General features: G+C 51.2%; 17 protein-coding genes. 11 read left to right on the top strand and 6 right to left on the bottom strand.

The features are described 5' to 3' along the window. Positions 1–104: 104 nt before the first annotated feature. Both CHB92_RS06100 and CHB92_RS06105 read left to right on the top strand, forming a co-directional pair. Entirely contained in the window at positions 105–1034 is a 930-nt protein-coding gene (locus CHB92_RS06100; RefSeq protein WP_089318434.1) for a 2-hydroxyacid dehydrogenase, read from the top strand. Then, positions 1034–1447 carry a VOC family protein gene (locus CHB92_RS06105; protein WP_089318301.1) on the top strand — a complete coding sequence of 138 codons (414 nt, stop codon included), beginning with the start codon at positions 1034–1036 and terminating at the stop codon, positions 1445–1447. The genes CHB92_RS06100 and CHB92_RS06105 overlap by 1 nt, the downstream gene beginning before the upstream one ends. A 43-nt stretch (positions 1448–1490) precedes the next feature. Here CHB92_RS06105 and CHB92_RS06110 read toward each other — a convergent pair whose 3' ends face one another. Next, positions 1491–2228 carry a metallophosphoesterase family protein gene (locus tag CHB92_RS06110; protein ID WP_089318302.1) on the bottom strand — a complete coding sequence of 246 codons (738 nt, stop codon included), beginning with the start codon at positions 2226–2228 and terminating at the stop codon, positions 1491–1493. Positions 2229–2737: 509 nt separating this feature from the next. Here CHB92_RS06110 and CHB92_RS06115 point away from each other — a divergent pair. From CHB92_RS06115 to CHB92_RS06135, 5 genes are all read left to right on the top strand, one after another. Continuing rightward, on the top strand, positions 2738–2944 hold the full coding sequence (locus tag CHB92_RS06115; protein ID WP_089318303.1) for a dodecin family protein: 207 nt from the start codon (positions 2738–2740) through the stop codon (positions 2942–2944). Positions 2945–3107: 163 nt separating this feature from the next. Beyond that, on the top strand, positions 3108–3467 hold the full coding sequence (locus CHB92_RS06120) for a four-helix bundle copper-binding protein (RefSeq protein ID WP_144266276.1): 360 nt from the start codon (positions 3108–3110) through the stop codon (positions 3465–3467). Between the two features lie 159 nt (positions 3468–3626). Continuing rightward, positions 3627–3941 (top strand): DUF6660 family protein, encoded by a 315-nt coding sequence (locus CHB92_RS06125; RefSeq protein WP_089318305.1) that lies wholly within the window; start codon positions 3627–3629, stop codon positions 3939–3941. 97 nt (positions 3942–4038) lie between these two features. After that, positions 4039–8412: a CusA/CzcA family heavy metal efflux RND transporter gene (locus CHB92_RS06130; RefSeq protein ID WP_089318306.1), complete on the top strand. Its 4374-nt coding sequence runs from the start codon at positions 4039–4041 to the stop codon at positions 8410–8412. Between the two features lie 8 nt (positions 8413–8420). Further along, positions 8421–9656, top strand: coding sequence for an efflux RND transporter periplasmic adaptor subunit (locus tag CHB92_RS06135; RefSeq protein WP_089318307.1), 1236 nt, complete (start codon positions 8421–8423; stop codon positions 9654–9656). A gap of 106 nt (positions 9657–9762) precedes the next feature. Here CHB92_RS06135 and CHB92_RS06140 read toward each other — a convergent pair whose 3' ends face one another. Beyond that, positions 9763–10473 (bottom strand): MBL fold metallo-hydrolase, encoded by a 711-nt coding sequence (locus tag CHB92_RS06140; protein WP_218824236.1) that lies wholly within the window; start codon positions 10471–10473, stop codon positions 9763–9765. 428 nt (positions 10474–10901) lie between these two features. Between CHB92_RS06140 and CHB92_RS06145 the strand changes: the two genes are divergently transcribed. The 4 genes from CHB92_RS06145 to CHB92_RS06160 all read left to right on the top strand — a co-directional run bounded on the left by CHB92_RS06145 (position 10902) and on the right by CHB92_RS06160 (position 17207). After that, the gene (locus tag CHB92_RS06145; protein WP_089318309.1) at positions 10902–12587 is read left to right on the top strand and encodes a carboxylesterase/lipase family protein; all 1686 of its coding nucleotides are present in this window, start codon (positions 10902–10904) and stop codon (positions 12585–12587) included. 279 nt (positions 12588–12866) lie between these two features. Beyond that, positions 12867–13742 carry an alpha/beta hydrolase gene (locus CHB92_RS06150; protein WP_089318310.1) on the top strand — a complete coding sequence of 292 codons (876 nt, stop codon included), beginning with the start codon at positions 12867–12869 and terminating at the stop codon, positions 13740–13742. Between the two features lie 58 nt (positions 13743–13800). Beyond that, a complete protein-coding gene (locus tag CHB92_RS06155; protein WP_089318311.1) occupies positions 13801–15420 on the top strand; it encodes a carboxylesterase/lipase family protein in 1620 nt (539 codons plus the stop codon). Positions 15421–15650: 230 nt separating this feature from the next. Beyond that, positions 15651–17207 carry a carboxylesterase/lipase family protein gene (locus CHB92_RS06160; RefSeq protein ID WP_245842342.1) on the top strand — a complete coding sequence of 519 codons (1557 nt, stop codon included), beginning with the start codon at positions 15651–15653 and terminating at the stop codon, positions 17205–17207. Between the two features lie 79 nt (positions 17208–17286). Here the strand turns inward: CHB92_RS06160 and CHB92_RS06165 are convergent, their stop codons facing one another. From CHB92_RS06165 to CHB92_RS06180, 4 genes are all read right to left on the bottom strand, one after another. Beyond that, a complete protein-coding gene (locus CHB92_RS06165) occupies positions 17287–17904 on the bottom strand; it encodes a hypothetical protein (RefSeq protein WP_089318313.1) in 618 nt (205 codons plus the stop codon). 47 nt (positions 17905–17951) lie between these two features. Beyond that, positions 17952–18728: a LytR/AlgR family response regulator transcription factor gene (locus CHB92_RS06170; protein WP_089318314.1), complete on the bottom strand. Its 777-nt coding sequence runs from the start codon at positions 18726–18728 to the stop codon at positions 17952–17954. Then, the gene (locus tag CHB92_RS06175) at positions 18709–19764 is read right to left on the bottom strand and encodes a sensor histidine kinase (protein ID WP_144266277.1); all 1056 of its coding nucleotides are present in this window, start codon (positions 19762–19764) and stop codon (positions 18709–18711) included. Before CHB92_RS06175 ends, CHB92_RS06170 begins: the two co-directional genes overlap by 20 nt. Positions 19765–20274: 510 nt before the next feature. Beyond that, positions 20275–20649 (bottom strand): DUF7009 family protein, encoded by a 375-nt coding sequence (locus tag CHB92_RS06180; protein ID WP_089318316.1) that lies wholly within the window; start codon positions 20647–20649, stop codon positions 20275–20277. Positions 20650–21291: the final 642 nt, after the last annotated feature.

The following is a 21291-nucleotide window of genomic DNA, read 5'->3' on the forward strand; positions in this document are numbered from 1 at the left end:
AAAAACGCTGGAGCCGTGTGTTAAGTTTACATCATGATTCAGGGGCTGGTTGGTTCATCATCCTAAATTTATTAATTTCCAAGTGCACTAACGCTTACCAGTACATGTCACTTATCATTATCACACAAGGGAAAGACGTAAGCTCCTGGGTTAAAGCCCTCAAAGAGAAAAGGCCCGATTTGGCGCTAAGCGTTTACCCTGATGTTCCTGATGCGGCAGCGGTGGAAGGGGCTATTGTCTGGAACCATCCGCTTGGTGTTTTTAAAGAATTCCCTAACCTGAAGTGGATTTCTTCGATGGGTGCCGGAGTAGATCATGTGTTAAAAGACCCGGAGCTCCCGGAAGCGGCCGTGATCACCAGAATAACGGATGAGAACCTGACGAATGACATGGCGACCTTTACCCTTGCCCTGGTGCTGAATCACCTGCGGGGCCTGTCCTTCTACAAAGTGCTCGAACACCAGCAAACCTGGAAACGGAAGCGCTACCAAAGGATAGAGGAAACGACGGTAGGGGTTATGGGCACAGGGGTTTTAGGAGCTGCGGTAGCCAGGCTGCTAAAACAAACGGGCTTTAACGTAAACGGCTGGGCCAGGACACCCAAGGACTTGGACGGAGTTAAGGTGTATGTAGGGGAGAAGGAACTTTCGGACTTTTTATCCAGAACGGATGTACTTGTCTGCCTGCTTCCTTTAACAAAGGAAACAAGGAACATTCTGAATAAAAGAACCTTAGAGCAGCTGCCACAGGAAGCGTTTGTGATTAATGTAGCCAGGGGAGAGCACCTGGTAGAAGAGGATTTGATTGAGATGCTGGATAAGGGCCATTTGTCGGGGGCAAGCCTCGACGTGTTCCGGCAGGAGCCTTTGCCCCAGGATCATATTTTCTGGAAACATCCGAAGATAAACATCACGCCTCACATTGCCAGTGTTACCGATCCGAACACAGCGGTTAACCAGGTACTCGACAACTACGACAGGCTACAAAATATGGAGCAGCTGCTTAATGTAGTTTCACTAACAAAAGGATATTAATGAGCCCTTTTCATTACGCTTTTAAAGTAAAAGAGATCGCTTCCACCCGTCGGTTCTATGTAGACATACTGGGCTGCCAGGAGGGGAGGAGCACGGAAACCTGGATAGACTTTGATTTCTTCGGGCATCAACTGTCGGCCCATGTTAGCGCAAACCGGCCAGCCCTGGATTATTGTGGCCAGGTAGATGGGATCAGCGTGCCTATTCCGCACTTCGGGTGTATCCTGGATTATGAGCAGTTTGTAGCGGTGCAGGAGCGCTTAACAAAGCACCAGGTGGAGTTTGTTGTAAAGCCGCAAACGCGCTACGAAGGCAAAAAAGGAGAACAGCTGACCATGTTTATCCTGGATCTGAGCGGCAATCCCATCGAGTTCAAGGCGTTCAAGAACAAAGACGAAGTATTCGCTTCCTGAAAAACCGGCCTTTGCTCTTTACCTTGGAAGCATATGCAAGGCCTTACACCTCGAAAAAGTAGAAAGGTAGTTCGTAACCGGCCTTCTGTAGGATGGGCTTGGAGACATTGAAGACTTTTACGCCCTTAGAGGTTTCGCCTTCCAGGGTACCCACGTGGGCATGGCCATGAAAAGCGGCGATTACATTCCGCCGGTTGATAGGATCTGCTAACCGGGAGCAACCCAGGAAGGGATGAATGGGTTCTGGTTCGCCCTCCACAGTGGCCCTGATCGGAGCATAGTGCAGCAAGACTACTTTCTTCATGTCCGGATCCTCCGAGTCCAGGTGTGCCAGGGCAGCATCTAGCTTTAATGATTCGTTTACGGCCTCCTGCACGAAGTCTTTGTTCAGCTTCTCCCCAAACATGCCGAGCATGTAGCGGTCGAAGCCACCCCCATAGCCTTTCACACCGGCAAAGCCCACATCGTTGACCTGTGTAAAGTCTCCATCAAGCAAGACGACGCCAGCCTCTTTGAGAATCTTGCTGATCTCGTCTACTTTGTCGTGGTCGTGGTCGTGGTTCCCCAGCACTGCTAGCACGGGAATGGAGCAGGCTTTCAGTTCATGTGCCAGCACCTCCGCTTCGCTAATCCTGCCGGTGTCTGTCAGGTCACCACATAGCAGCAGCACGTCTGCCTCTTCTGAAACCTTTTTAAAATGGTCAGTCCATTTACCGCTATCTTCCTCATGCACGTGTATATCGCCTACTGCCGCGATTCGGGTCTTGTGTTTCTTAGCCATCTACTTTATGTGTGTTTAACGCTAATGCAAAAGGCAACCTGCAGGCTGCCTCCCTTTATGTCTTGCTAATAGTACGGAGTTTTGTTTAAGCAAATACTTGTATGTCTGCCTCCGTAAGAAACAAGCTTGCATTTCCCGCACTAGCCTTTCATTTGTCCTTCTCAAAGGCTGGTAGATACCAGGTTATCGCTGCTGTTTTAGGAACAGCTAAAGTGGTATTTATAGCCTGTACTACCTTACGCAGGTGCTACAAAAGAAGTTAAAAGAGGAGAGTTTCCCGTAAGTGGCAGGTAACAGGGCCGGGGAACATACTCTTGTTCGCTTTGTAAGACCACTATTTTGCTGGTAAGGCAATGTATTCTTATGGTACAGAACACAGAGATTGCTTGGGTTGTGCGTGCAACTGCCTGTAAGGCAAATTGTTAAATATGGCTGGTGCCTAACCCGTCATCCTTAGGTGCGTATGCTATAAGACATATCTGATTTTAAACATAAAAAAGATAATAACCATGGCAATCGTTAAAGTAATAGAAGTTATCGCTTCATCTGAAAAGAGTTTCGACGACGCCGCACGTAACGCGCTGGCAGAGGCCGCTAAGTCTGTGAAGAACATTAAATCTATCTACATCAAGGAGATGAACGCAAACGTGACAGACAATAAAATTGTGTCTTACGGTGTAAATGCAAAGATATCCTTTGAGGTAGAGACCCTTTAAGGAGCCAGTCATAGTAAAAGGGCAAGCTTTAGGCTGGGAGCAAACTACCCATGGCAGTTCTAATAAAGAGAACGACCAAAGGCTGACCACGTATACCCCCGAACACAGCACTGTCTGCTTTTAAAGGTGCAGGCAGTGATTCATCTATCGCTAACCATACACTATGAAAACAATGAATCACGGACAACATCAAAACCAGGACCTTTTACAAATATTAGCACAGTGCGCTGATGAGTGCGACCACTGCTTTGACATGTGCCTGGAAAACGACAGAACCGACGAGTTGGTACGGGCCCTCCGTGCCTGCAGGGACTGCGCCAAGATTTGCCGCGTAACGGCCAGCTTTGTGGCTTCCGGCTCCGCCTTTGCACAGCGCATGGTAGAGGTATGCGCCGAGGTGTGTAAGCAATGCGCCGATACCTGCGAGCGCCGTAAAGACGAGGAGGAGGAGACCGGGCACTGTGCAAAAGTCTGCCGCCAGTGCGAGGAAGCCTGCCGAAACTTTAAAGGCGCGAACGCATAAGGTGTTTGTAACAAAATTAACAGGAGGAACTAAAGCGGCTTGCCATATGGCAAGCCGCTTTGTTTTTGGCTGATGCTCTGATAGATGGACATGACTTAATACAAAGACTTCGATGTTTGCCCTTTAGACCTATTCATTATTTCCTTATCTTTGCAGTCCATGAAGTTCCTGACTGTCATATGGGCCACCCTTATCCTGGCATTGTCCTGCTTTCCGTGCTCGGACGGTGGTGCTGCGCATGCCGAAGGCAAGGCAACGGTATTGCAGGACTTTGGTGTGGACCAGGACGAGGCGGAGCATGAGGAACTGTGCTCTCCGCTGTGTGAGTGTAAGTGCTGTGGCGGTATCTCGCTTACCGTGCACTTTTCTCCTTTAGCGCCTCCGGTAGTGGTGCATACCAGCTACATCAGCCCGTATCATGCGGTCGATCTAGCCTCCCCAACTTTCCCATTCTGGCATCCGCCCAAGGCATAGTCATTTCATAAAGCCTTTAACCGATCTTCTTTCATCTCCATTTGCTTGGGAGTTGATGGAGAGGTTATGTCTGTGGATTTGATTTAACCCTACTTTCATGTTTGATAAAATAATCAGTTTTTCTATTAAGAATAAGCTGGTCATTGGCCTCTTTGTGCTGGCCCTGATCGGCTGGGGCACCTACTCCCTTAACCGGATCCCGCTGGATGCCGTGCCCGATATTACCAATAACCAGGTGCAGGTGATCACCCAGGCCCCTGATTTGGCTACCCAGGAGGTAGAGCAGTTTATCACCTACCCCTTAGAACTGTCCCTGTCCTTTATTCCGAATGTGGAGGAGATTCGCTCCATTTCCAGGTTTGGCCTGTCAGTCATCACCATCGTATTTGAGGAGGACGTAGACCCCTACCTGGCCCGGCAGCTTGTGAGTGAGCAGATCCGGGTGGCCTCCGAGGACATCCCGGAAGGCTATGGCTCTCCGCAGCTCGCCCCCATGGTCACCGGCCTGAGCGAGATTTACCAGTACACGCTGGTAGAGGAGCCGGGCTACGACACCGTCTATTCGCCGATGGAGCTGCGCACGATTCAGGACTGGATTGTGAAGCGGCAGCTGGCCGGTGTGCCCGGTGTGGCAGAGGTGAGCAGCCTGGGTGGTTACCTGAAGCAGTATGAGGTGTCACTCGACCCTGAAAAGCTGCGGGCCTACAGACTGACGGTGGCGGACCTGTACAATGCTATCGAAAAGAATAACCAGAACACGGGTGGCTCTTACATTGAGAAGACCAACACCACCTATTTTATCCGGGGAGAGGGCATGGTCAGCTCGCTGGACGAGATACGGAACGTGTTGATTAAAAACGTAGAGGGCACTCCGGTGCTGATCGGGGATGTGGCGACGGTGCAGTATGGTTACGCCCCCCGCTTCGGCGCCATGACGCGCAACGGCGAGGGAGAAACCGTGGGCGGCCTGGTGCTGATGCTGAAAGGCGAAAATTCCTACCAGGTAACCCAGGCCGTAAAAGAACGGGTTGAGCAGATCCAGAAGAGCCTGCCGGAGGGCATCCACATTGAACCTTTCCTGGACCGCTCTGACCTCATTGACAGGGCTATTGCCACTGTTACCCGCAACCTGATAGAAGGGGGACTGATCGTGATCTTCGTGCTGGTACTGCTGTTAGGCAACCTGCGGGCAGGCCTGGTGGTTGCCTCTGTTATTCCCCTATCCATGCTGTTTGCCCTGGGCATGATGCACGTTTTCGGCGTGTCGGCTAACCTCATGAGCTTAGGCGCCATCGACTTTGGTCTCATTGTAGACGGCGCGGTGATCATCGTTGAGGCTATCATACACCGGATCTACGGCACCTTTAACGGGCAGCGCCTGACGCAAAATGAGATGGACCAGCAGGTAGGCATCGCTTCGAAGCATATCCGGAAGTCAGCTGCCTTCGGTGAAATCATTATCCTGATCGTGTACCTGCCTATCCTGGCGCTGGTGGGCATCGAGGGCAAAACGTTCCGGCCTATGGCGCAGACGGTTAGCTTTGCCATTCTCGGAGCCTTTATCTTGTCGCTTACCTATGTGCCGATGATGACAGCCCTCGTGCTGAAGAAGGACATTGTGGTAAAGCGGAACATCTCGGATAAGATCATGGACTTTTTCCACCGCCTGTACGAGCCAGTGATCCGCTTTGCTTTGGGGGCCAAGAAATTGGTAATACTAACAGCGATCCTGCTTTTTGCCGGCAGCCTTTTCCTGTTCTCTCGCCTGGGTGGTGAGTTTATTCCTACCCTGGAGGAAGGGGACATCGCCTCGCACCAGATCCTGCCTACCGGTACCTCCCTGAAGCATATGGTGGCTGTGTCGGAGAAGATTCAAGTTGCGCTGATGCGGGAATTTCCTGAGGTAAAGGAAGTGGTGACGAAAATCGGTACGTCAGAGATCCCGACCGACCCCATGGCAATGGAACTGGCCGACATCATCATTGTGATGAAAGACAAGGAAGAGTGGGTAAGCGCCTCCTCCCGGGAGGAAATGTTCGAAAAGATGGAAGCGGTGATCAATACCGTGCCGGGCGTGGGAACAGAGTTTACACAGCCTATCCAGATGCGCTTCAATGAGCTCATCACCGGCGTACGCCAGGACATCGCCGTGAAGATATATGGGGAAGACCTGGACGTCCTTTTTGAAAAAGGCAATGAGGCTAGCCAGCTGATCAGCAGCATAGAAGGTGTGGGCGGAACCGTAGTGGAGCAGGTAACCGGCCTGCCGCAAATTCAGATCAATTACAAGCGCAACAAAATGGCCCAGTACGGCCTGGATGTGGAGGATGTGAACAAAGCCATTAATACTGCTTTTGCCGGAGGCGCAGCTGGTGTGGTGTTCGAAGGGGAACGGCGCTTCGACCTGGTGGTGCGCTTTCAGGAGGACTTCCGACAAGACATAGACAACGTGCAGAACATGTACATTCCGCTGCCTTCCGGTGGACAAGTGCCTATAAAGGAGGTGGCGAATGTCCGCTTTGAAGAGGCCCCGGCACAGATTTCCCGTGACGATGCCAAACGCCGGATTGTGGTGGGGATCAACACCCGTAACCGGGACACGGAGAGCGTGGTGGAAGATATACAGCAGGTACTGGACGAGCAGCTTAACTTGCCCCCGGGCTATTATATAACCTATGGGGGGCAGTTCGAGAACCTGATCGAAGCACGTGAGCGGCTTTCTGTGGCTGTGCCCGTTGCATTGTTGCTGATCCTGGTGCTCTTGTTCTTTACCTTCAATTCTATCAAGCAGGCTCTGCTCATCTTTACAGCCGTGCCCATGTCAGCCATCGGGGGCATATTGGCTCTCTGGCTGCGCGACATGCCTTTTAGTATTTCGGCGGGGGTGGGTTTTATCGCCCTGTTTGGCGTGGCGGTGCTAAACGGCATCGTGCTTATCTCTGAGTTCAACAGCCTGAAAAAGGAAGGGGTGGAGAGTATCCGGGAGCGTATTTTGCGAGGAACGCACACCCGCCTGCGCCCGGTCATTATGACTGCCTCGGTTGCTTCCTTAGGTTTCCTGCCCATGGCCATTTCCACCTCAGCAGGAGCAGAGGTACAGCAACCCTTAGCTACCGTGGTGATCGGAGGGCTAATCACAGCAACCTTGCTCACCCTGGTGGTGCTACCCGTGCTGTACTACTACCTGGAGAAAGGCCTTCGGTTAAAAGCGCAGCCTGCCCTACTGATACTGTTCGTTTTGTCAGGTACGTTACTCAGCCCAACAACAGCAAAAGCACAAGAGGGAGAAGGTGAGGTGCTGGTACTGACCCTGGAGCAGGCCATCCAGACAGCGCTGGCAAACTATCCGGGACTGGAACAGGCAGAGCTACAGGTGGCGCAGCAAAAAGCGCTGAAGAAAACCGCCTTCGACTTTGGCAGGACCAGCCTTTACCATCAACGAGAGGAGACAAACGGGGAGGAGTTCAGAGGTGTGGAGTCCTATGGAGTACAGCAACAGTTAGAGTTCCCGACGACTTACCTGCGGGAACTGCAGTACCGTAAGGAACAGGTGGAGCAAAGTATTGCCTACCGTAACCTGTCTGCGAATGAGTTGGTGGCCGAGGTGAGTCAGGCTTATAATGAGTGGTTGCTGGCAGAGAGTAAATTACGGATCGTGCAGGGCCTGGACAGTCTTTATCAGGACTTTGAAGCTGCAGCGAGCCTGCGCTTTGAGACAGGCGAAACAGGTAAGCTGGAAATGCTTTCCGCCTCCAGCCAAGCGAAAAGAGTGGCTGTCCGCTTAGAGCAGGCCCTGGCAGATTACAGGGCGGCCACGCTGCGGATGCAGACCTGGCTAAATACAGAGGCGGAGATAGCCTCTGCGCAGGCAGGTTTGTACCGTTTTGCTACTCCCCCCGTGGCAGAGGATGGTGACCTTTTACAAAATCCTTTACTGGCTTATTATGCCCAAAACGTAGACGTAGCGACAGCAGCTTATAAAGTAGCCAGGTCAAAGTTTCTGCCACAGATCAACCTGGGGTATAGCGATCAGACCGTGAACGGCCTGGACGGCTTTTACCTGTACCGGGTGGGAGTGGATATCCCTTTGCTGTTCTTTGCCCAGAAAGGCAGAACCCAGGCAGCGCGCATCCAGCGAACCTTAGCTGAGAAAGAGCTGGAGGAAAAAAAGCTGGCCTTGCAGCGGGAGTGGGCCGCAGCGATGGCTGCTTTGCAAAAAGCTGAGGCTTCCCTCAGCTTTTATGAGAAGGAAGGCCTGCAGCTGGCCGAGGAGCAGATTCGCACTGCCCGCTTCGGTTACAAGGAGGGTGCTGTAGACTACCTGGCCTACATTCAAAACCTGGATCAGGCGACTGTGGTGCAGGAAGAGTACCTGCAAAGCCTGCAGCAGTACAACCTGGCTATTATCGAGCTAAACCGGCTGGCAGGCGACCTTGCCGGTATGTATGACCCATCTGAAATAAGTAAATAAAGCATACGATGAAACGAATCATAAAAAACAGTTTAGTCCTTTTCGTGGCTTCCTTTCTCTTCTTCCAGTGCAGTGAGTCAGAGCCTGTGGCGGAGGAGGAGCACGGGCATGAGAAAGAGGCCCACGGCGAGCATACCGAAGAAGAGAGTGAGGAAGGTGTGGTAGAACTTAGTGGAGTGCAGCTAAGCGCAGCAGACCTGCAGTATGGAGAACTAGGTAGTCTCAATTTATCTGCCTACGTGAAAGCGAATGGGGTGCTGGACCTGCCCCCGCAGAACCTGGCAGCGGTTTCTGCCCCTAGCGATGGCTTTGTGCGCAAGGCTAATTACCTGGTGGGCGACTATGTGCAGAAAGGAACGGTGCTGGCCGTGCTGGAGAACATGGACTACGTGCAGTTTCAGGAGGAGTACCAGCAGGTGCTCAGCAACCTGAGCTATCTGGAGGCCGAGTACCAGCGCCAAAGAAGACTGGACTCAGCGCAGGTTAGCTCCAAAAAGCAGTTCCAGATAGCTACGGCAGCTTATGAAAATGCAAGATCCCGTAAAAAGGCCCTGGAAGAGCAGTTGCGCTACCTGGGTATCTCCCCGGCACAGGTGGCGGGTGGGAATATCTCCCGCACCATAGCTGTGCGGGCTCCTTTGAGTGGCTATATCACAAAGCTGAACGTACACAACGGCGAATTTGCCAGCTCAGAACAGGAGCTGTACGAGTTGGCAGATACCCGGCACATGCACCTGGAACTGAACGTGTTCGAGCAGGACGCCAACAAGGTAAAGATCGGGCAGCCAATTCGCTTTACCGTACCCAGCATGGCAGGAGAAGTGTATGAAGGAGAGGTGTTCCTGGTCGGGAAGGCCTTTGATCCGGAAAACAAAACAGTGAAAGTGCACGGGCATATTGAAGGCGAGCACCCGGACTTCATTCGCGGCTTGTATGTGGAGGCGAAGATCTATACCGGAAAAGAGCAGGTACAGGCCTTGCCAGTAGAAGCGGTGGTGGAGGATGAAGGCAAGTCCTACATTTTTATCTTGACAGACGACGTGCACGAAGAAGGTGAAGGGCAGGAGGCCGGCGAGCACGGTACGTCTTTCCGAAGAGTGCAGGTCACGACAGGAGAAACAGACCAGGGCTTTGTGGAGATCACCCAAATGCCTGACCTACCGGCAGGTGCACAAATCGTGACAAAGGGCGCCTATTACCTGATTGCGGAGATGAAGAAAGGCGAAGGCGGGCACCACCATTAAAAACTCGCTAACAGGACTTAAACAGCACAGCCACTCGTTTCTAGCGAGTGGCTGTGCTGTTTTTACAAGGGATGATACGTGTTTAGGGGCAAGTCTTAAGCCTGGTTCAAGATCTGAAGATGTTTAAATAACGTTCAACAGAGGTGTCGAATATTTGCCGTCCATTTTCATAGGCAACTTTGCGGTTCCAGGCTGAATAGATCCGGTCGAACGCAAGGCCTTCCATGGCGTCTTTTATATACAGAATCGCTTTTTCTGGTAGCGGAAAATGATTGGGGTAGCTGTACATGAACGACAACTGCGAGCGATTCATTTCCACGTTTAGAATGTCGCCCGTTAAAAGTGCGCCGCGTCCGTTTGCTCCTTTCGGCCAGTGCAAAACAAAACTACCCGGAAAGTGACCGCCTACATGAATCAGCCGTGTTCCGCCCAGAAGTGCCAGCGTGCTACCGGACCAGAACTGAATGTGCTCGTCCGGGCGCATGATCCATTCGCGGTCTTTTTCGTGGATATAGACAGGAGCATCAAACGCCTGTGCCCATTCTACCATGCTGCTGTAATAGTGGGGATGGGAGATGGCGATGGCCTTTATACCGCCGAGCTTCTCTACGATTTCTACGGTCGCCTCATCTAGTAAAGAAATACAGTCCCAGAGTATGTTGCCTTCTGGCGTCTGTAACAGCAAGGCCCGCTGTCCGATGCCGAAGTCCGGCGCTGTCCAGATCTCATACAGGCCAAGTTCTGCCTTTTTAAACTGGTTGGCATGGGTAATTTGTAGCTTTTTAAGTGTGGTCCAGCTCTGTCCGTTCCAGTTCACGTATTGGCGGTCGTCCGCGCAGATATGGCAATGATCGGGGGCTTGCTCGGCAGCGGCATATTGCACACCACAGGTAGTGCAGATGTAGTGCTCCATGTTATTATTTTTTCATAGTCAGGTGCTAATCTAACTACACGGTCGAAAATAGCCAGCAAGAGGTGCCAAACTTTTTGTTTCTAACCGTACAAGATTCCTCAGGCTCCTGAAGGATAAGTTTAGCATTGTTTCTTTAAGCCAAAGCAAGAACTGGGAGGGAGGCAGTTTCTTGATGATAGTAGTTGTTTTATTCCTCAGTTCTTCGGTTTAAAAGCTACACGCGCATAAAAAGAACAATGTGTTACTTTGACATAATGAAAATTTACTTTATCATTATGTATAGTTAACGTAAAGGCCTCTGATTCTCTCATCTTACTGCTATAGAAAAACTTATGCATCATTCAAGAAGATTTTATTGTGTCCTGCTCCTGGCTGTTCAGCTGCTGTCCGTGGGCTGTGCCCGCTCCAGCGAAGAAACAACGGAGGCAACAGCTGAAACGCTGGCAAATAACCAAGTTAAAGTAGAAGACGGTATTCTGGAAGGTACCCTGGAAGAAAGCGGTATCCGTTCTTTTAAAGGAATCCCCTTTGCTGCACCACCCGTTGGAGAGTTAAGATGGCGGGAACCACAGCCAGTAGAGGATTGGGAAGGCGTGCGACAGGCAAAGAACTTCGGCCCACGGGCCATGCAGTTGCCTGTGTTCGGGGACATGGGCTTCCGGTCGGATGGTATGAGTGAAGATGCCTTGTACCTGAACGTGTGGACGCCGGCAGAATCAGAAGGGGAGAAATTACCTGTGCTCGTGTATTTCTACGGTGGTGGCTTTGTGGCCGGCGACGGTTCAGAAGCGCGCTATGATGGCGAAAGCATGGCTAAAAAAGGCATTGTGGCCGTTACGACAAATTACCGCCTGGGTGTGTTCGGTAACCTTGCGCACCCGGAACTAACCGAAGAGTCACCGCATAACGCATCCGGTAACTATGGCTACCTGGACCAGAACGCAGCATTGCGTTGGGTTAAGGAAAACATCGAGGCCTTTGGTGGCGACCCGGACAAGATCACCATTGCGGGGGAATCGGCAGGCTCTATCTCTGTTAGTGCACAGATGGCTTCCCCTTTGTCGAAGGACTTGATTGCAGGGGCAATAGGGGAGAGTGGTGCTGCCGTTAACTCATCTATGGACCCTATTCCACTTAACGAAGCCGAGCAGATCGGGGTAACGTTTGCCCAAAGCCTGGGCGCGAATTCCCTGGCTGAGTTGCGTGCCCTACCAGCCGAGAAACTGTTGGAAGCGGCCGGCAAGCGCGGCATCCCTGGTTTCCCTTTCACAATCGATGGCTACTTCTTCCCGAAAGCCCCGGTAGCCATTTATAAAGCGGGAGAGCAGGCACAAGTGCCGCTGTTGGCCGGGTGGAACTCTGAGGAAATGACCTACATGTTTTTGCTGGGGCAGGAGAAACCAACCGTAGAAAACTACAAAAAGGCTTTACAACGCTTGTACGGCGACCGCGCGGAGGATGTGTTTAAAGCTTATCCTGCCTCTACAGAGGCGGAAGTGGTACAAGCGGCTACCGACCTGGCAGGGGACCGCTTTATTGCTTACAGTACCTGGAAGTGGATAGACCTGCACAGCCAGACAAGCGATCAGCCGGTATACCGCTACCTGTTCTCACGCCCTCGTCCACCCATGGTGCCGGAAATGGGGAACGCTTCTGCCGGCCTGGCAGGAGGAGTGGTGAAAGAAGAAGACCCGAATGTAGTTAAAATGCCACAGGCCCGCGGAGCCGTACACGCTGCGGAAATTGAATATGCCATGGGCAACCTGCCTTATAACAAAGTGTACGCCTGGACGCCGGAGGACTACAAGGTATCGGAGATCATGCAGAACTACTTTGCCAACTTCATCAAAACCGGCAACCCCAATGGGCCTGATGTACCCACCTGGCCTACTCTTAACAGTGGAGACAAAGTTCAGATCATCAACATAGACGTGAACACACAGGCCCAGCCTGACAAGAACCGTGAGCGCTACCTGTTGCTGGACGAACTGCACAACAGCAAGCAAGCAGCACAGTAGGGGCGCAGGAACAGCAAGAACAGGTAAATCTGCCGATACACGGGCAGGCTTACTGGTTCTTGCTCCTTTACTCGTCCTAAGTTAAGACGATGCTTTATTGTAAGACCTAGCTAAGAACGCAGGTGGTATCAAAAGTTCCTTTGAAGGGGATAGGAGGATAAAACCTGTAAATTCTTTGTGAAATGCGGGAAAGCAGACTCACACTAGTGGTAGTTTATAATTCGTATTGCTGCTTATTTTGCTGATTCTACTAAGTAAACAGTCCCTTTTAACTAGCTTATGAAAGTAATCCGCCTCCTTCTGATCACGCTCTTTTTAGCCCAGCCGCTCTTCTCTTTTGCTGCCCGGGTAGACACCCTGGAAGTCCATAGCCCGGCCATGCAGCGCAAAATAAAGGCGGCCGTGGTGTTGCCGAGCAGTTACCAGAAGTCCAGAAAGCCTTACCCCGTGCTGTACCTGCTGCATGGTGGTACCGGCAGTTACAAGGATTGGCTGACCAAAACGCCTGATAAAACTCTACTGCATCGCATGGCCGATGAGTATAACCTTATCATCGTAACGCCGGATGGCGGCCCTACCAGCTACTATTTCGATAGTCCGCTGGACAAGACCAGCCAGTACGAGACTTTTATCACGAAAGAGTTAGTGCAGAAGATCGACGACAGTTACTATACTGTTCGGGATCGGAAAGGGCGGGTGATTGCCGGGCTTTCGATGGGAGGGCATGGCGCGATGTACCTAGCATCCCGCCATCCGGAGCTATACAGTGCGGCAGGTAGCATGAGTGGGGTGATGAACATCAACACCGCTACTTGGAAAGTGCCGGAGGAGTTTGCTGCTTTACGGGCGCAGAACTTTGCCCGCCTGCTGGGGGCTCCTAAAGATAAGGCAAACCCTTATCCGGAATATACGGCTGTGGGCAGAACAGAAGAATTAAAGAACAGCGGTCTGCAGCTAATTCTTGATGTCGGCGTTGACGATTTTCTGATTGATACAAACCGGGATCTGCACCAACGCCTGCTGGCTAATGGCACGCCTCACACCTACATCGAGCGACCGGGAGAACATACCTGGGAGTATTGGGGAAATGCCTTGCCGTACCAGGTTCTGTTCTTCCATAACGTGCTAAAAGGCAACGGTACGAACGTTCCATAAGGCTTTATCTTTAAACTATATCAAGGTAACTTTCTCCATTTCACTAAAAACCCAGTACATGAAAAAGACTCTCTTCCTTTGTGCGGCAATGGCACTCACGATGCCTGCAACGGTTATGGCTCAGAAAAAAGCCGAAGTGGTAACGCCTCTTATAGCGGGAGCTAACCACGCTGTCACGAACACAGCCTATGGCAAAGTCCGTGGCTATACTCATAATGGTATCTTTACATACAAAGGAATTCCCTATGCCAAGGCAGAGCGGTTTCAGGTGGCACAGAAGCCTGATGCTTGGGAGGGCGTGCGCAGTTCCATGTCGTATGGCCCTGTTTGTCCGACAGACCCTACCACTACAGTGAACGATGAGTTCGAATTCCCCTTTCAGCACAACTGGGGCTATACCAACGAGCACTGCCAGAGCCTGAACGTGTGGACGCCCAAGATCAACGATGGCAAAAAGCGACCGGTAATGGTATGGTTGCACGGAGGAGGCTTTACAGCTGGGTCCTCTGTAGAACTGCCGTCTTATGATGGTGAGAACCTGGCCCGGAAAGGGGATGTAGTGGTGGTAACGGTAAACCACCGTCTGAACGCACTGGGTTTTCTGGACTTGTCGGCCTATGGCGATAAGTACAAAGGCTCAGCCAACGCAGGCTTGACAGACCTGGCCATGGCACTGCAGTGGGTACAGCAGAACATCGACCAGTTTGGCGGCGATCCAAACAATGTGACCATCTTTGGCCAGTCGGGTGGTGGCGGTAAAGTTACCTCTTTGATGAATGCGCCTTCAGCGAAAGGCTTGTTCCATAAAGCCATCGTACAGAGCGGTAGCTACATCACCAACTTCACAGATCCTGCCCTGGCAAAACGTGTTAGCGCTGCCCTGCTGGAAGAGCTGAACCTGCAGCCAAATCAGGTGGACTCCTTACAAAAGCTGCCCTATGAGCGCCTGAACCTGGCGAGTAAAAAAGCGATCCAGAAAGTGCAGGCCTCTATAAAAGCAGAAGGTAAAGCACCTGCTAACTTAGGTTGGGGGCCAATCCTGGACGGGGAGTTCCTGCCCTACCAACCATCCGATCCGGCGGCCATTGCCCTGTCTAAAAATATCCCCTTGCTGGTCGGTACTACCAAAACCGAATTTGCGCCTTTTATGCCGGCTAACCGCGGCTTGAGCATGGAGGCCGCTAAGGAGAGCCTGCAGAAAAAGTACGGCGACAAAACAGAGGCTTACTTTGCGGCTGTGAAGAAAGCTTACCCGGAGTCTGAGAAGCCAGCTGATTACGTCCTGTTTGATTTCAACTTCCGCTCTTTGGCCATCGACCAGGCCAGCCAGAAAGCCAAAAACGGAACAGCGCCGGTTTACATGTACCTGTTTACCTGGCAGTCGCCCGTGATGGATGGGCTATACAGCTCGATGCACTGCATGGAGCTTCCTTTCGTGTTCGATAACATCAGCCGTTGCGAAGAAATGACGGGAGGTGGCAAAGAGGCACACGCCTTAGCCGATAAAATGAGCCAGGCCTGGATTAACTTCGCCAAAACCGGAAACCCGAATCACAAAGGCTTGCCAAACTGGCCACAGTTTACAGCTGAAAACGGTGCCACCATGCTGTTTGATAATGCCAGCACCGTGAAGAATCATCATGACAAAGAGTTGCTGCAGTTGGCCAACGGGAAGTAAAGAAGGGTTTAGGTAAAGGAGTAAACCCCATAAAACCAACTTTGTAAACAAATACCATGGTGCATCCTAGTCCCGGTGGGACGACACGTTTGTAACTCGATTGATAAGTTTGTTCTCAGAGCCCCATAGGAGCGACATGTACTGGAGAGGTACTTTGAATTGCCTGTAGAATGATCTATTAGGTGAAGGGGGAAACAAACCCCAAACGTGTAACAAACAACCTTATGTTTATGATAAAGGCTCAATTTTTAACTTTTGCCTGCCTGCTGTTTTTGACGTTTACAACCCTTGCCCAGGGCACAGGACCTGTAAAAACAAAAGCGGGTTTAGTTGCTGGCACCACGAACAGAGAAAGGGATGTGGCTATTTACAAGGGTATTCCTTTTGCGGCACCTCCTGTGGGAGAGCTGCGCTGGAAAGCCCCGCAACCCGTAGCCCCTTGGGCAGGAGTGCGGGAGTGCGTTGCCTTTGGACCAAGTCCGATGCAAAATGAACCTGCTCCCTTTAGCATGTGGAGTGAGGAGTTTCTGATTCCCAAGGAGCCTATCAGTGAAGACTGCCTCTATCTAAACGTTTGGACAGGAGCCAAATCCCCGAAAGAAAAGCGTCCTGTGATTGTCTGGATCTACGGTGGCGGCTTCAACAGCGGTGGTAGTGCCGTGCCGATCTATGACGGCGAGGCCATGGCGAAAAAAGGGATCGTGTTTGTGAGTATCAATTACAGGGTAGGGGTGTTCGGGTTTTTTGCTCATCCAGAACTGACAAAAGAATCCCCGCATGGTGCCTCTGGTAATTACGGGCTACAGGATCAAATAGCAGCCTTGCAATGGGTAAAAGAGAACATAGCTGCTTTCGGAGGAGACCCCGCTAACGTGATCATTGCCGGGCAATCCGCCGGTTCTATGAGCGTGAATGCTTTGGTCGCCTCTCCATTGGCAAAAGGCTTGTTCCAGAAAGCCATTGCGCAAAGTGGGGCCAGCTTTTCCAGAGGGAGTGTTACCCTGCCGGAGGCAGAGCAGCAAGGAGTAAAACTTGTACAGGCACTGGGTGCATCGTTCATGGAGGAGTTAAGAAAGGCCCCCGCAGCAGTTCTACAGCAAAAAGGACAGGGGATGATGTACCGCCCTGTTGTAGATGGCTATGTATTGCCCGCCCAAATAGCAGACATCTTTACTTCCGGAAAAGCGAACAAAGTGGCCTTGCTTACCGGCTGGAACGAGGATGAAGGGCTTTTATTCGGTCCACTGAAAAGTGCTGCCGATTTCCGGAAAGAGGCCGAGCAACAGTACGGAACCGATGCAAAGACATTTCTCTCTTATTATCCTGCTGCCGACGATGCCCAGGCGGCAGCGTCTCAGCTGAAGCTATCGCGGGACATGATCTTCGGCGTTCAGAACTATACCTGGGCTAACATGCAGAGCCAGCGCGGTAAACCGGAAGTGTATGTGTACCGCTTTACCCGTAAGGTGCCGGCAACGGGAGAGTACGTGAAGTACGGGGCTTTCCACACGGGCGAAGTGCCCTACGCCTATAATAACCTCAAGTTTGTGAACCGCCCCTGGGAGCCGACAGATCACCAATTAGCACAGGTAATGTCTTCCTACTGGGTGAACTTCGCCCGCACAGGCAACCCCAACGGGAAAGGACTCCCAGACTGGCCTGCCTATACCATGCAGGAGAAAAAGATCATGGACTTTGGGGTAAAGCAGGAGGCTAAAACCTTACCGGACCAGGCTGCCCTTGACTTTATTTACGATCAGCACGTGAAAAAGCAGGCTAATCCGTAAGGCTGCTTTCTTATGGCTTAAAACAGCAAAAGCCTCTCGACAAAGAGAGGCTTTTGCTGTTTATTTGAACCCTGTCTGATTAAACAGTCTGTACCGGAAGTCTTTTTTCAGCAGAGTAGATGAGCTTTGCTGCTTTTGGGGCGGGCTGTCGTTTATCCTTTGTTTCCATTATCATTACGGCCATCAAAGACCAGGCGAAGGTTGCGTACAGTCCCAGGAAAGTGCCTGTTATGGGTGTTCGTCCAAAAAGCGTCACACAGGAGGCCATCAGCAGAAACCAGCTGCCTACTGCAAGTGGCACAAAGCGCTTCCAGCCCGGTAGCTTGTTTGCCAGTGCCACTGTTACGCCTGTTACAAACATGAGCAGGTTGCTGATGGGCCAGAACAGGTCTAGGTAGAAATATAAACCAGATTTATCCTGTGGGAAAACAAGGGCATAGGCGTTGGATGTACAGGCAATGGCTAAGGAGATCAGCAGGGCAGGTAACAGGACTTTTCCAACCAAGCTTTCGCCAGCGGCTCTCATCCGGTAAAGCGCATAAATGCTGCACATCCAGCCCAGGAGGTAGAGGAGCCCGAAGGAACTGGAAATACTGGAGTCTCCCAAGGCATCACTTTGGGTAGCCGGAAACTGGAAGCTGATAAAGAGGAACGGTGCTCCTAGCAGGGCAATGGTTCCAAGGGTTCTGTTTTTCATAGTTTTGTGTATTAAAGGTTTAGTAATTGCTGCTTTGGGTAGTAGCCTCAGGCGCCCAGCCATTTCTTAAACTCTGGCCCACGGTCGCGACTCACAAGCAGTTCGTCTTTTGTCGCTGGCTGTAGCTCTGCCTTGTACTTGCCATTGAAGTGCACGTACACCTGCCTGATGGATCGTCTTTCGATCAGGTATTTGCGACTGGCCCTGAAAAAGCGCTTCGGGTCAAGCTGTTTCTCTACCTCCTCTAGTGGGTAGTCAAGTGCTAAGGAGCGCCCCTCCCTGGTTTTTAAGAAGGTGATCCTTTCTTCGCTGTAGAAGTAAGCAATGTCCTCCACGCTGATGGAGATCAGGTGCTGCCCCTGCCGTACCAGGAAGTGCTCGCGGTACAGGTTGCTGGCGGGGGCAACAGACTTACGCAGCTCCAGTAGCAGCTCGTCTACCTGTAGGGCTTGCTTCTGCCCATAAACCTGCTTTAGTTGCCGGAACTTGTCCACGCTTTGCTGCAGGTCCTCCAGTTGGATCGGCTTGAGCAGATAGTCTACACTGTGCACCTTAAAGGCCTGCAGGGCAAACTCGTCGTAGGCCGTGGTGAAGATAACCGGGCACGTGATCTCCACTTCCCGGAATATCTCAAAGCTCTGCCCGTCTACCAGTTCAATGTCCATGAGGATGAGGTCTGGCATCGGCTGTTCCTTTAAATACTGCACGCTTTCCTCAATGCTGTCCGCTAGGCCACTGATGTTTGCCTCAGGAGCCACTTTCCTTACCATCTCCTGAATGCGCTCTACGGCAATGGCCTCGTCTTCAACTATAAATATGTTCATGGCTGACAGGTTTAATCAAAGGTACTTTCACACGAAAGGAGTTTTCATCACTCCGGATAATGACCTCCGGCTGGCTCAGTAGCCTGTACTTAGAGGCGATGTTGCTTAATCCCATGCCATTGGAGGGAGCTGGGTTACGCTTGGGCTGATAGTTGTTTTCTACCCGTAGCCATTCACCATCTTCCAGGCTTAGTTTGATATGTAAGGGCTTCCGCGCCGATACCTGGTTGTGCTTCACAGCGTTCTCGACCAGCATCTGCAGGGTAAGCGGCGGGATCAGATAGCTTTCGGCGCTCTCTGTTATAGCAATTTGCAAGGAGATGCCCTGGCCGAACCGGGTTTGCAGCAGATAAAAGTAGGCTTCTGTGAACTGCAGTTCCTGTGATAGGGCGATCAGTTCTTTTTCGTTGCTTTGCAGGAGGTAGCGGTACACCTTAGACAGCTCTGCTATGAACTTTACCGCCTGCGAAGGGTCTTTCTCTACCAGCCCGGTCAGGGTGTTGAGGCTATTGAAAAGGAAATGCGGCTTCACCTGGTTTTTCAGAGACTCCAGCTGCACCATCAGGTTCACCTTCTTCAGCTCTTCTGCTTCTTTGGTAGCGGTTCTCCAGGCTTCTATAAACAGGAGCAGTTCGTAAAAGGCAGCCACCAGTATCCCGTACAGGAACCGGTCTAAAAAACCAAAAAACAGGTATACGGCATGCGGCTCTGACTCGGGGTCTGTGAAAAAAAAGAGGAGTAAGGTCAGGGCATAAACCAGCGTATTGGCAAGTATTACAAACAAGGCCTCCTTCGCGAAGCGGTGGCCAGAAATGTAGTGGAGTGGATGACGCTTGTTAAAGTACACGACAACGGCACGCGTTGCTTCCCAGATCGTAACTGCCATCAACAGCGTTAGCAAAAGGTTCTCCAGAAGGGCAGGCCATGAGAAAGGCACTACGCCTGTCATCATATCGCTGCTGTAAAACCCGAACCGCAAGGCCGTGATGGTCAGAATACCGATTAGCCGGATACGATAGTTATTAACAAGTTTCACTTTGTTGCTTTCTATTTTGTCTTCGATGATTACAAAGAAAGCAGAAAGAAGCACGTAAGGAAACAGAGAACCTACCGAACCGGATAAATTGCTGTATCAGTGGTAGAAAAGGGGACCCGAGTTGACGGCGCGCCCAGGCAAAGCGTAGGTACCGGGGGCTAAGCTGGTGCAGAACAAATGCGCTTTCAGGGGGTAACAACCTAACCACCCCTGTACAGGAGGGAAATCTGCTCTGCTTTTGCTAGAGGCTTATGGTATACACAACGCACGACTGAGGTAAGATTAATTCGCTAATGAAATTCATCCCCTGCCCCCTTCCTTATCGAAGTTCTCTACCCCTAAGGGTTACCTTCCGCTAGTCCTTCAATCTTAAGCCTTTTCATAATACTTTCATGAAAGTACGGAAGCTGTAAAACTTGTGCTACCTATAACTACAGACTCTTTTCCTAAGGGGGCTTGCATGACAGAACAGCGAGCGCAGGCCAATCCTACTCCCTCAACCTTTACCTCTTAACAAGCGGCTTTGGGATTAGGGTAGGTACCTTCGTTATCGGCTTCCGGGGCATCCAGGCAGGCGAAGTCTTTCTCTACCAGTACTTCAACTTCCTGTCCTTTGCCGGTGTCTAGCCGGCCATTAAAGCCAACAAGGTCTGTACTGGTCCACTTCTCCGCGAGAGCTTGCGGCACATGCACTGTGGTGGTGTTGGCCTGAAAGCTGATAGCCAGGTCCGGCTCTGAAGAGAGTGCCAGGCTAAAGCAAAGCTGATCCTCTAGTCTTGCTCCGAAGGCTATGACTTCGGTTACTTTTCCGTCTTTTTTAAACTGATCTACTTCTGGTTGTTTTAACCGGAAGCGTATGGTGTTTCCTAAGATTCTGATTTTCATTTTGTGATAGACAGGGTGCAGCTTCTTTTCCTGTAAAAGACCGGAAAAGATTATTTACTTTAAAGATAAGACTTGTAGCTGTAAGTTCTCTTATCCTTAAGGGATAAATCATTTATCTGTTGTTCCTGACTACAACTATTCCTCGCTGCTCGTAGGAATGCGGGTACAAGTTTAGCTGTTGCCGCCTTCGGGGTAGCAACTACAGGGGCAAGGAAAACGATGAACCCGAGGGCCTGCGGGATGCATGATTCAGCAAGTTCAGGCTGACCAGCGTTGGTTTAATTCGTGATTTGCAGAACCTGTGGGTGCTCGTAAAGGAGGTAAGGCTCTGTGCTGTTACTTTACTCCAAGGTGCCTACACCTTACGTGACAGGGAACTCATCTCGGTGGTAAAGGAATGTATTGAATCAGCAGAGCGGCAGCTGATCTGGCTGCTGTCACAAATCAAGCATTTGGGGCCGCAAGGGTTGTTAGTTGGATTATTATGTTAAGTAAGTAGCGTTGCCAGGCTTTATAGAAGTAGAACAGGTTAAGGTTCTGCTGACAAAAGGTGAAGGTGGGGAAGGAGAGCTGGCAGAGTCCGGATACTTAACCGAGCAGGATACGGGCTTTTTTCAGAGCAGCTTAGTTGCGGTAGTGCCT

Origin of the sequence: Pontibacter ummariensis, assembly GCF_900188175.1 — a bacterium.
In the GTDB taxonomy this organism is placed as follows: domain Bacteria; phylum Bacteroidota; class Bacteroidia; order Cytophagales; family Hymenobacteraceae; genus Pontibacter; species Pontibacter ummariensis.

Bases quoted from the DNA above. Each gene is read 5' to 3' on its own strand.
- CHB92_RS06165 (WP_089318313.1), bottom strand. From the start codon at position 17,904: ATGAAAAACAGAACCCTTGGAACCATTGCCCTGCTAGGAGCACCGTTC.
- CHB92_RS06130 (WP_089318306.1), top strand. From the start codon at position 4,039: ATGTTTGATAAAATAATCAGTTTTTCTATTAAGAATAAGCTGGTCATT.
- CHB92_RS06125 (WP_089318305.1), top strand. From the start codon at position 3,627: ATGAAGTTCCTGACTGTCATATGGGCCACCCTTATCCTGGCATTGTCC.
- CHB92_RS06100 (WP_089318434.1), top strand. From the start codon at position 105: ATGTCACTTATCATTATCACACAAGGGAAAGACGTAAGCTCCTGGGTT.
- CHB92_RS06145 (WP_089318309.1), top strand. From the start codon at position 10,902: ATGCATCATTCAAGAAGATTTTATTGTGTCCTGCTCCTGGCTGTTCAG.
- CHB92_RS06120 (WP_144266276.1), top strand. From the start codon at position 3,108: ATGAAAACAATGAATCACGGACAACATCAAAACCAGGACCTTTTACAA.
- CHB92_RS06155 (WP_089318311.1), top strand. From the start codon at position 13,801: ATGAAAAAGACTCTCTTCCTTTGTGCGGCAATGGCACTCACGATGCCT.
- CHB92_RS06110 (WP_089318302.1), bottom strand. From the start codon at position 2,228: ATGGCTAAGAAACACAAGACCCGAATCGCGGCAGTAGGCGATATACAC.
- CHB92_RS06180 (WP_089318316.1), bottom strand. From the start codon at position 20,649: ATGAAAATCAGAATCTTAGGAAACACCATACGCTTCCGGTTAAAACAA.
- CHB92_RS06115 (WP_089318303.1), top strand. From the start codon at position 2,738: ATGGCAATCGTTAAAGTAATAGAAGTTATCGCTTCATCTGAAAAGAGT.
- CHB92_RS06150 (WP_089318310.1), top strand. From the start codon at position 12,867: ATGAAAGTAATCCGCCTCCTTCTGATCACGCTCTTTTTAGCCCAGCCG.
- CHB92_RS06105 (WP_089318301.1), top strand. From the start codon at position 1,034: ATGAGCCCTTTTCATTACGCTTTTAAAGTAAAAGAGATCGCTTCCACC.
- CHB92_RS06135 (WP_089318307.1), top strand. From the start codon at position 8,421: ATGAAACGAATCATAAAAAACAGTTTAGTCCTTTTCGTGGCTTCCTTT.
- CHB92_RS06160 (WP_245842342.1), top strand. From the start codon at position 15,651: ATGATAAAGGCTCAATTTTTAACTTTTGCCTGCCTGCTGTTTTTGACG.
- CHB92_RS06170 (WP_089318314.1), bottom strand. From the start codon at position 18,728: ATGAACATATTTATAGTTGAAGACGAGGCCATTGCCGTAGAGCGCATT.